Consider the following 9,985-nt stretch of genomic DNA (forward strand, 5'->3'; position numbering starts at 1 on the left):
AAAAATCCCGGGGTCCGGGGCTGGCCCCGGCATTCCACCCCTGGCCAAACTTCAGCCCGCTGCCCCGCTCACGCGGGAAGCCCCGCCTGCCCCAGCGCCGCCGCATCCCGCTCCAACCGCGCCGGATCCGCGAAAAGCTGCGTCTCCCGCCATTTGCCGATCGAAAACTGCGGCCTGTAGCGCAATACCCGGAGAGCTTCCTCCCGCGCCGCCACCAGATCCCCCCGCTCGATGTGAACGATCACAAGGTCGAGATGCCCGAACCCCTCCACCTTTTCACCGTATTCGGTAAAGGCGGCGATCGCCTCGTCATAGCGCCCGTCGAGCCTCAGCGCGAAGCCGAGCACGCCTGCATACCAGCCCGGGTAATGGGGGTTCAGCGTGATCGCCTGCCGCGCGACCCGTATCGCCTCGCCGATCTGGCCATCGAAGGCGAGGGTGAGCGAAAGCCGTGCCGCCACATCGGCATGGTTCGCGTTGAGCGCCAGCGCGGTGGAAAACTTGGCAATCGCCGCGGCTAGCTTGCCGTCGATGGCATCGGCGAAACCGTCGATCGCATGGGCTTCGGGGTTGTAGCCGTCGATCTCCAGCGCCCGGCGCGCGCAGTCCCGCGCCTCTGCCAGCGCGGCGGCCTTGTCCGCGCCGAAGCCGTGGCGCGCCTCCACGGTACAGACAAAACCAAGCGTGCAATAGGGTGCGGAGTATTCGGGATCGAGCGCGATGGCCTGCTGCGCGAACCGCCGCGCGTCAGCCTGTGCGTCCTTGGTGATGCTGCGGGAGCAGGCGACCGCCTGTAGCTGCGCGTTCCAAGCGTTCAGGTTCTTCGTCCCCGCGCCGCGAAAGCGCGCCATCTCGCCATCCAGCAATTCAACCTGAAGCTCGGTCGCGATCCGCAGCGCGATCTCGTCCTGAACCTCGAAGACATCCTCTATATGCCGGTCATAGCGGTCGGCCCAGACATGCAGGCCCGACTTTGCGTCGATCAGCTGCGCCGTGATCCGCACGCGGCTGCCGCTTCTGCGCACGCTGCCTTCGAGCACGAAATCCACCCCCTGCTCCAGCCCGACCTGTTTCACGTCGACGGACCGGTGCTTGTAGACAAAGGTGGAGTTGCGGGCCACCACCAGCAGATGCGGCAGCTTCGACAGGGTGGTGATGATCTCTTCCGTGATCCCGTCGGCAAAGAATTCCTGCTCGGGGTCCGACGACAGGTTATCAAAAGGCAGCACCCCCAGAAGCAGCGATGCGGCATGCGTCGGCGGCGTCACACGCGGGGGTGCGGAGCCGGGCGGCAGCCAGCCGAAGACCTTCAACTCCCCCGCGACATTCTTGAGCCTGCGGCTCCCCGCGCGCCTGAAAAGCTCCGACAGCCGGTCGTCGATGCTCCGGTGGACGACGTCCGAAATCAGCACCCCGCCCTCCTCCGCCGCTTCCTGAAGCCGCGTGGCGAGGTTGACGCCGTCGCCGTAAAAATCGTCCTCGTCCAGAACGATGTCGCCCATGTGGATACCCACCCGCAGTCTGAGCGCGCATTTGGCGGGCACCAGCGATTGCAGGTCCAGCGCGCAGCGCACCGCGTCGGAGACCGAAGAGAATTCCACCAGCCAGCCATCGCCCATGCGTTTGAGCACCTGACCCCGATGATCGTTCATCAGCGGGTCGAAGACATCCCGGCGCAGCCTGCCCAACTGGTCGAGCGTCTGCTTTTCGTCAGCCTTCATCTGTCCGGAGTAGTTGACTACATCCGCCGAGAATATCGCCGACAGTCTGCGTGTTGCGCCCATGGAGCCAGCCTACCCTGAATCCATAATGCAGGAAACACAGGGCGTGGGCTGTCACATCCGCGGCATCCCGGGCGGACGGTTTCGCCGCCCCCGCCCCGGCGCTAGCGCAGGACGAAAGGCTGGCCCATCCAGTCGCGCAGGGCGTCGGTCACGGCATCGGGCTGTTCCAGCGTCGGCAAATGGCCCGCCCCCTCGATGACCCGCAATGTCGCATAAGGAATGAGTTCGGCCATGAATTCATGCCGCTTCACCGGGCAGAGCGCGTCTTCGGCCCCGCAAAGCACCAGCGTGGGCACCTTGATCTTGCGCAATGTCGCCTGCTGGTCCTTGCGCCGCTGAAGCGCGCGCGACTGCCGGATGAAGACATTCGGCCCCAGCGCGCGCGCCATGTCCATCACCAGTTCCAGAACCTCTGCGCGATGGGGGCCGGGGGCAAGGTAACTGGGCTTCATCTCCTCCCGCATGACCTCTTCCAACCGGCCCGAACGCACCCGGACGATCTGCGGCTCCCGGTTGGCGGCCACCGCCGGGATCTCCGCCAGCGGGTTGGTATCCATCAGGGCGATGCGGGTGATCCGGTCCGGTGCCCGGCGCAGCAGTTCCATGGCGACGATGCCGCCCATGCTCAGCCCGGCGAGCGCAAAGCGCTTGGGCAGGCAATCCAGCAGGTCAGAGGCGATCTCCTCGATCCTTTCACCGCGGGACACGGGGGCCACCATGACGGGCGTATCGGCCGACATCTCGGCAATCTGCGGCCCGAAAAGCCGCGCGTCGCACATCATGCCGGGCAGCAGCACCAGCGGTTCAATCATCTGTCGCCCCGGACCTGCCTGCGGATTTCTTCATCGTCGGACCCTGCCTCTTTGCCCCTGCTATATCACGCGCAAAGGGGCAGGCAACGCGGGGGCGCCCGGCCTGCCCGAAACCGCCCCCTTCAGGCGCATTTCCGCGCGGCGCAAAGGCTGTCAGAGCCCCCCTACCCAATCCAGTATCCCCGCCACCGTGGGCGTGGTCTGCTCCGGCGACAGGATGTCGCCCGCGATCACATGGGCGCTGGGATCGTCGCGCGGGCCCAGTTCAGGGTTCACGATCGTGACCGGCCCGCCCCAGCGTTCGGCGATGGCGCGGGTCGCCGCAGGGCGCACGACGGTGTCGTTGTCCGAAAACCAGAAAAGTGCCGGGATCTCGATCCGGCCAAGGTCCAGCCGGTCCACCGCGTTGATCAGCACGCCCACCGGCAGCGTCGCCACGCTGGGGTATTCCGTGGTCCAATAGGTCGCCTGTTCGGGGTTGCGCGGCTCGAAAGAGCGCCGCTCGCCCGCAAGCTTGGGCAGCCAGTGGCGCGCCGCCGGCCATGTGAGCAGCCCCGCCAGGTCGCTGTTGATCTCGAAGTTGGGCGACACCATCACGATCCCCGCCACCTGTTCCATCAGCACCGGCTGCGCCGCCGCCGCCGTGGCCAGCGTGCCCCCGGTCGACGTGGCGATGACCAGCACCCGCTCGCCCACGGCGCGGGCCACGGCAAGGCCCTCGGCCATGTCGTGCATCCAGCCCGGCACGGATCCTTCCGCCAGCGCATCCGCGCCGCGCCCGTGCCCGCGCAGCCGCGTCAGTACGAGGTTCGCGCCCAGCGCCTCGGCCACCTTGTCGGGCACCGGCCGGATCTCCTGCGAGGTGGCGGAAAACCCATGCACGTAGAGCACCGACCACCCGGTCGGACGGTCCGGCTCCCCGGCCCAGATGACCTGTTTTTCCACCCCGGGGGTGATGTCGTCGAAAACGCTTTCGGCGGCGGCGAAATAGGCATCCACCCCCTCTTCGATGGCGCGGACATCGAAAGAGGTGTCCAGATTGTCCTCCTCATAGGGTCCGAACACCCACAGGGCTGCGGCCAGCAACGCCAACACGATGAGGATACCGAGGATGAACCGTGCAAATCTGCTCATGAATCCTCTCCGATCACTTGTTCGATGGTCTCGCCCAGCAGGGCGAGACAGGTGTCATCCGAAAACCGGTGGTCCGCGTCCTTCACCAGCGTCAGGCGCATGTCGGGCCCGGTGGCATGCTCCAGCAGGCGCATCGCCGTGCGGGTGCTGACGGCGGTATCCGCCGTGCCCTGCAGAAAACGCACCGGGAACGGCAGCTCCAGCGGGCTGCGCAGTACCAGCCGCTTGCGCCCGTCCTCGATCATGCGGCGGGTGATGACATAGGGCTCCATGTAGTCCGACGGCAGTTCCACCTGCCCTACCCCCGCCAGCAGCGCGCGCTGCGCATCGGTGAAACTGGCCCAATAGCTGTCCTCGGTGAAATCGGGTGCCGCCGCGATCGTCACGAGGCCCGCGATCCGGTCCGCCCGTTCGCGCGCCAGCAGCAGCGCCTGCCAGCCCCCCATGGAGGAGCCGACCGGCAGGATCGGCCCTTCGGTCAGCGCATCGACGGCGGCCAGCGTGTCTTCGTGCCAGTCCCCGATGCAGCCTTCCTCGAACGCGCCGGAGGACTCCCCGTGCCCCGAATAGTCGAACCGCAGAAAGGCATGGCCCCTACCGCGCGCCCATTCTTCGAGGAAAAGCGCCTTGGTGCCTTCCATGTCGGACTTGAGACCGCCCAGAAAGACGATGCAGGGGCCCTTGCCCGCGCTCATGTGATAGGCAAGCCGCCGCCCCTGCGGCGTCTCGAGGTATTCGGTATCGCCCATGCGCGCCCCTTTTTTTTGCGAGATCATGCAAAAGCGGCGCGCCCATGACAACCTTTACCTGACAACCTCCAGTCGTCCGGCTCTCTAGTCGTCCGGCTCGCGGTCTTCCCCGCGCATTTCGACCTCGGGCAGGCCGTGGCCTACCACCACCGCCGCCAGCGCCATCGCGGCAAAGAGCGCCAGCGTGATCTGCGGCCCCAGTATCGCGGCCCCGCCGCCCAGCGCTCCCGCGCCCAGCAGGATCACCCCGATCACCGTGTTAGACACCGCCGCATAGGCGGCGCGGTTGTCCTCCGGCGCCATGTCGACAAGATAGGTGGACCGGCCCTGTCGCACCCCGTGATAGGCGATCATCAGGATGAACAGCACGACCGGCATGGCCCATGCGGTCGTGGCTAGGCCCATCTGCGCGGCACCGATGGCCGCAAGCATCGAAAGCGCCCCCACCGCGCCGCAGCCCATCAGCACGATGCGGCTGGACCAGTCGGCCATGCGCCCCCAGACATAGGAACTGAGGAACGACGCGGTGGCGGAGGCAAGCACCAATGCCCCCAGCTTGCCCAGTGCTGCGTCGCCCTCCCGCTGGGACAGGATCACCAGATAGGGCGGCGCCAGCGCCGTGGAGACGAGCAACCCCCGCGTAAGGATGAATCGCCACAGCACCGGATTGTCCTTCAGCACCTTGAACTGCGCCGCGCTATCGCCGTTCGGCGTGCTCGGCTCCTCTTCGAGCGTGGAAAACAGCGTCGCCGCCCCCGCCCAGAGAAGTGCCGCAAGGAAAATCGCCCCGATGACGACCCCGCGGCTCTGGAACAGGCCCGACATCAGCAGGAGCGAAAACAGGATCACCCCCGCGGCAGAGACCGAGCCCGCCAGCCCCGTCACCGATCCGCGCCGGGATTTGCCGACCGTCTTGCCCAGAATGTCCTTGAAGGACACCGAACAGGCCGCCCGGCAGAGCGCCAGCACCGCCAGCGCCCCGGCCACGGCAAAGCCCGCCGCCGTCCCTTCCAGCGTCATCGCGGCCAGTGCAATCGCCGCCGCCGCCAGCCCCTGACCCGCGCTGCCCGCGACCCATGCCCATTTGCGGTACCGCATCCGCTGCACCCAGCCCGCCAGCAAAATCTGGGGCAAAAGCGCGCCGGCCTCCCGGATGGGCACCAGCGCCCCGGCAAAGGCGGCGGGCGCGCCCAGCGCGGTCAACAGCCAGCTCAGGACGAGCTTTGGGTCGATCAGCCCGTCGGCCACCTTCGTCATGCTGAGCGAGGCGGCATGGCGCAGCCCGTTGCGCGCCTCGGCACCCTGCGCGTCTTCGCCCAGATCCTCCGCCGGCTCCGTCTGGCCCGAGATGGCGGTAAAACTGCGCTGCGCGAAACTGTCCTGCATTGATCCCCACCCGGTTGACTTGGCCTTGCTGCACAGCCACATAGAGCGCGCATCATAACCCGCAACCGGGCGTCTCGTAGGCGCCAAACCGACGAGGACGCCACCATGGCCCAGATCACCCTTACCCTCCCCGATGGCAGTGCACGTGACTATCCCGCCGGGATCACCCCCGGCGAAGTGGCTGCGGACATTTCCAAATCCCTCGGCAAGAAGGCGATCAGCGCCACCGTGAACGGCGTGCACAGCGATCTCGCATGGCCCATCGAGAAAGACGCCGACATCGCCATTCACACCATGGCGGACGAAGAGCAGGCGAACGAACTGGTGCGCCACGACCTTGCGCATATCATGGCCCGCGCCGTGCAGGAGATCTGGCCCGATACCAAGGTGACCATCGGCCCCGTCATCAAGGACGGCTGGTACTATGACTTCGACCGCAAGGAACCCTTCACCCCCGAAGACCTCGGCCTGATCGAAAAGAAGATGAAGGAGATCATCAACAAGCGTGATCCCGTCCGCACCGAGGTCTGGGACCGCGACCGCGCGATCAAGCATTACGAAGAGAACGGCGAGCCCTACAAGGTCGAACTGATCGAGGCGATCCCCGGCGACGAGCCGCTGCGCATGTACTGGCACGGCGACTGGCAGGATCTCTGCCGCGGCCCGCACCTTGCCCATACCGGGCAGGTGCCCGGCGATGCGTTCAAGCTGATGTCCATCGCGGGCGCCTATTGGCGCGGCGACAGCGACCGCCAGATGCTGCAACGGATCTACGGCGTGGCCTTTACCGGCAAGGAAAAGCTGCGCGCCCATCTCAACATGCTGGAGGAGGCCGCCAAGCGCGACCACCGCAAGCTGGGCCGCGAGATGGACCTTTTCCACATGCAGGAAGAAGCCCCGGGGCAGGTGTTCTGGCACCCCAACGGCTGGCGCATCTATACCGAACTGCAGGACTACATGCGCCGCCGCCAGCGCGCGGGCGGCTATGTGGAGGTCAACACCCCGCAGGTGGTGGACCGCAAGCTCTGGGAAGCGTCGGGCCACTGGGAAAAGTATCAAGACCACATGTTCATCGTCGAGGTGGACGAGGAGCACGCCCGCGAAAAGGCCGTGAACGCGCTGAAGCCGATGAACTGCCCCTGCCACGTGCAAATCTTCAATCAGGGTCTAAAATCCTACCGCGATCTGCCCCTGCGCATGGCCGAATTCGGCTCCTGCAACCGTTATGAGCCGTCGGGTGCCCTCCACGGTATCATGCGGGTGCGCGGCTTTACCCAGGACGACGGCCATATCTTCTGCACCGAAGACCAGATCGAAAGCGAAACGCTCACCTATATCGAATTCCTGTCGGACATTTACCGCGATCTCGGCTTTGCCGATTTCAAGGTGAAGTTCTCCGACCGCCCCGAGAAGCGCTCCGGCTCCGACGCTGTCTGGGACAAGGCCGAAAACGCCCTGCTCGCTGCCACCCGCAAGGCCGGGATCGAACCGGAACTGAACCCCGGCGAAGGCGCCTTTTACGGTCCCAAGCTGGAATTCGTCCTGACCGATGCCATCGGGCGTGACTGGCAGTGCGGCACGCATCAGGTGGATTTCGTGCTGCCCGAACGGCTGGACGCCACCTATATCGGCGCAGACGGCGGCAAGCACCGCCCCGTCATGCTGCACCGTGCCACGCTCGGCTCCTTCGAGCGGTTCATCGGCATCCTGATCGAGGAACACGCGGGCAAGCTGCCCTTCTGGCTGGCACCCCGTCAGGTCGTCGTGGCCTCCATCACCTCGGAGGCGGACCATTACGTTTCCGAAGTCGTGCAGGAATTACGCCGCGCCGGTGTCCGCGCCGAGGCCGACGTTCGCAACGAAAAGATCAACTACAAGGTCCGCGAACATTCGGTCGGCAAGGTGCCCGTGATCCTTGCCGTCGGCGCGCGCGAGATCGAGGAACGCACCGTTTCCGTCCGCCGCCTTGGCGAAAAGCAGACCTCGGTCGAGGCGCTGGACGACGTGGTTGCACAGCTTTCGGCGGATGCCACACCCCCCGATCTGCGCTGACATGACCTGAAACATTCTCGTTCGCGCGAACGGCGCCCCGCTTCGGGACGTCGCAATTTGTGCAGTTTTGTTACAAACCGGGGGCGAAACCCTTCGCTTCGTTGCAAACTGCTTCGCCACACGCGTTTTTTTTGACAAAACTGTGACACACCTGCTCGTGAGTGGAGCGGCAGCGGTCCGGCTGCTTTACTGAAAGTGTCATAAACACCAATGACCGCAACTTAAGGGAGAAACGTCATGTCGAACCAAATGAAGGCAGTCGCAATCGCCGGTGCCGTCGCAGCCGCGATGGCCGCGCAATCCACCCCCGCAGAAGCCGCCGCCAAGGAAAAGTGCTTCGGGGTCGCGCTCGCCGGCAAGAACGACTGCGCCGCCGGGCCGGGCACCACCTGCGCCGGCACCTCGGTGAACGATTATCAGGGCAATGCATGGTCGCTCGTGGATGCAGGCACCTGCGAAAGCATCGAACTGCCCACGATGGCGGATGGCACCGAACGCAGCGGCTCGCTCGAAGCGCTGGAGCGTGACGTTCCCGCCTGATCCTGTCAGGCCGCCGGGCAGCTCCCCTGCCCGGCACCCCCCTCGGACTACCGGAGGCCGATGCCATGCTGGATCATACCGCAAGGGCCAAAAAGCTGCCCCCCGCCGCTGGCGTGGGCTACAAGCCGCAGCATTTCTCCGACCTGATGAAGGACCCCGGCCCCGTTGAATGGGTCGAGGTGCATGCAGAAAACTACATGGGCGACGGGGGCCGCCCGCTGGCCCAGCTTGCCGCCCTGTCCGAAAAATTCGCGCTCTCCATCCACGGGGTCGGCCTGTCGATCGGCGGCGAAGACCCGCTGGACGACGCGCATCTCACCCGGCTGCGTCGCCTCTGCGACCGGACCCGCCCCGCAAGCTTTTCCGAACATCTCGCATGGTCCACCCATGGCGCGGAATTCCTCAACGATCTGCTGCCCTTGCCCTACACCTCCGAAACGCTCGACCGGGTATCTGCCCATGTGGCGCAGGTGCAGGACCGGCTGGGCCGGCAGATGCTGCTGGAAAATCCGTCCAGCTATCTCGTCTTCGACGAGTCCGAAATCAGCGAAACCGCGTTCCTTTCGGCCATCGTGGACCGGACGGGATGCGGGCTGCTGCTCGATATCAACAACGTCTTTATCTCTGCCACCAACCTCAAGATGAGCCCGGAGGCCTATCTCGACGCCTTTCCGCTCCACGCGGTGGGAGAGGTCCATGTGGGCGGCCACGACGAAGATACCGACGACGCGGGCGAGCGGTTGCTGATCGACAGCCACGCCAAACCCGTGGTGGACCCGGTCTGGCAACTGCTCGACCGGACACTGCAGCGCACCGGCCCGCTGCCCGTGCTCGTCGAATGGGACAATGACGTGCCGGAATGGCCGGTGCTGCGGGCAGAGGCGAGCCGCGCCGCGCGGGTGTTGGCGGCATGAGCGTTCAGGCCCGCTTCCGCGCGGCCCTGCTGGATGCCGCCGCCCCGGTGCCTGCCGGGCTGCTCGACGGGGCCGCGAACCCCGCCGGGCGTCGCTATGCCGTCTACCGCAACAATGTGATCGTTTCGCTGATAGAGGCGCTCGCCACTGCCTTTCCGCTGGTGGAAAAACTGATCGGCCCGGGCACTTTCAAGCGGATGGCCACGATCTTCGTCCGGGCCAATCCCCCCGATTCGCCGCTGATGATGCACTATGGCTCCGGGCTGCCCGCCTTTCTCGAAGGTTTTGAGCCGCTGGCGCATGTCGCCTATCTGCCCGATGCCGCACGGCTCGATCTGGGGATGCGGCGGTCCTACCACGCCGCCGACAGCGTGCCGCTGACCGGGGCAACGCTGGCCGCGATTCCGCAAGGCGATCTGGGCGACGCCCGCCTGCCCCTTGCGCCCGCGACGGTGCTGATCCCCTCGAACTGGCCGCTGCATGATATCTGGCGGTACAATTTCGAAACCGGCGCGCCGAAGCCCCGCGCCATCCCGCAGGGGGTGCTCATCACCCGGCCTGAATTCGACCCCGCCCCCCACGCCCTCGGCCCTGCCGATACCGCGTGGTTCGCC

9 protein-coding genes are annotated in these 9,985 nt (G+C 66.0%); 4 read left to right on the plus strand and 5 right to left on the minus strand.

Features of this window, described 5'->3' with window-relative positions; translation table 11 throughout:
* Positions 1-68 precede the first annotated feature (68 nt).
* The 5 genes from A3728_RS08055 to A3728_RS08075 all read right to left on the minus strand — a co-directional run bounded on the left by A3728_RS08055 (position 69) and on the right by A3728_RS08075 (position 5,865).
* Positions 69-1,784 carry an adenylate/guanylate cyclase domain-containing protein gene (locus A3728_RS08055; protein ID WP_082851072.1) on the minus strand — a complete coding sequence of 572 codons (1,716 nt, stop codon included), beginning with the start codon at positions 1,782-1,784 and terminating at the stop codon, positions 69-71.
* Positions 1,785-1,885: 101 nt separating this feature from the next.
* Positions 1,886-2,596 carry an alpha/beta fold hydrolase gene (locus A3728_RS08060; protein ID WP_067921909.1) on the minus strand — a complete coding sequence of 237 codons (711 nt, stop codon included), beginning with the start codon at positions 2,594-2,596 and terminating at the stop codon, positions 1,886-1,888.
* Between the two features lie 153 nt (positions 2,597-2,749).
* Positions 2,750-3,730 (minus strand): alpha/beta hydrolase, encoded by a 981-nt coding sequence (locus A3728_RS08065; RefSeq protein WP_067921911.1) that lies wholly within the window; start codon positions 3,728-3,730, stop codon positions 2,750-2,752.
* Complete coding sequence (locus A3728_RS08070) at positions 3,727-4,479, minus strand: alpha/beta hydrolase (protein ID WP_067921933.1); 753 nt, start codon at positions 4,477-4,479, stop codon at positions 3,727-3,729. Before A3728_RS08070 ends, A3728_RS08065 begins: the two co-directional genes overlap by 4 nt.
* 84 nt (positions 4,480-4,563) lie before the next feature.
* Complete coding sequence (locus tag A3728_RS08075; protein ID WP_067921913.1) at positions 4,564-5,865, minus strand: MFS transporter; 1,302 nt, start codon at positions 5,863-5,865, stop codon at positions 4,564-4,566.
* A gap of 105 nt (positions 5,866-5,970) precedes the next feature.
* Here A3728_RS08075 and thrS point away from each other — a divergent pair, with 105 nt between their 5' ends.
* From thrS to A3728_RS08095, 4 genes are all read left to right on the plus strand, one after another.
* Positions 5,971-7,917, plus strand: a complete 1,947-nt coding sequence (thrS, locus tag A3728_RS08080; RefSeq protein ID WP_067921916.1) for a threonine--tRNA ligase — start codon at positions 5,971-5,973, stop codon at positions 7,915-7,917.
* A 237-nt stretch (positions 7,918-8,154) separates the two neighbouring features.
* Positions 8,155-8,457, plus strand: coding sequence for a BufA1 family periplasmic bufferin-type metallophore (locus tag A3728_RS08085; RefSeq protein ID WP_067921922.1), 303 nt, complete (start codon positions 8,155-8,157; stop codon positions 8,455-8,457).
* 65 nt (positions 8,458-8,522) lie between these two features.
* Entirely contained in the window at positions 8,523-9,371 is an 849-nt protein-coding gene (gene bufB / locus A3728_RS08090; RefSeq protein WP_067921925.1) for an MNIO family bufferin maturase, read from the plus strand.
* Positions 9,368-9,985 (plus strand): HvfC/BufC N-terminal domain-containing protein (locus tag A3728_RS08095; RefSeq protein ID WP_082857970.1); only part of this gene is annotated, 618 nt, incomplete at its 3' end. The genes bufB and A3728_RS08095, both read left to right, overlap by 4 nt.

This window comes from Sulfitobacter sp. HI0040, assembly GCF_001634885.1.
GTDB lineage: Bacteria > Pseudomonadota > Alphaproteobacteria > Rhodobacterales > Rhodobacteraceae > Sulfitobacter.

What these genes read in the sequence shown, in the direction of transcription:
- thrS (WP_067921916.1), top strand. Translation starts at nt 5,971, where the DNA reads ATGGCCCAGATCACCCTTACCCTCCCCGATGGCAGTGCACGTGACTAT.
- A3728_RS08085 (WP_067921922.1), top strand. Translation starts at nt 8,155, where the DNA reads ATGTCGAACCAAATGAAGGCAGTCGCAATCGCCGGTGCCGTCGCAGCC.
- A3728_RS08060 (WP_067921909.1), bottom strand. Translation starts at nt 2,596, where the DNA reads ATGATTGAACCGCTGGTGCTGCTGCCCGGCATGATGTGCGACGCGCGG.
- bufB (WP_067921925.1), top strand. Translation starts at nt 8,523, where the DNA reads ATGCTGGATCATACCGCAAGGGCCAAAAAGCTGCCCCCCGCCGCTGGC.
- A3728_RS08075 (WP_067921913.1), bottom strand. Translation starts at nt 5,865, where the DNA reads ATGCAGGACAGTTTCGCGCAGCGCAGTTTTACCGCCATCTCGGGCCAG.
- A3728_RS08055 (WP_082851072.1), bottom strand. Translation starts at nt 1,784, where the DNA reads ATGGGCGCAACACGCAGACTGTCGGCGATATTCTCGGCGGATGTAGTC.
- A3728_RS08065 (WP_067921911.1), bottom strand. Translation starts at nt 3,730, where the DNA reads ATGAGCAGATTTGCACGGTTCATCCTCGGTATCCTCATCGTGTTGGCG.
- A3728_RS08070 (WP_067921933.1), bottom strand. Translation starts at nt 4,479, where the DNA reads ATGGGCGATACCGAATACCTCGAGACGCCGCAGGGGCGGCGGCTTGCC.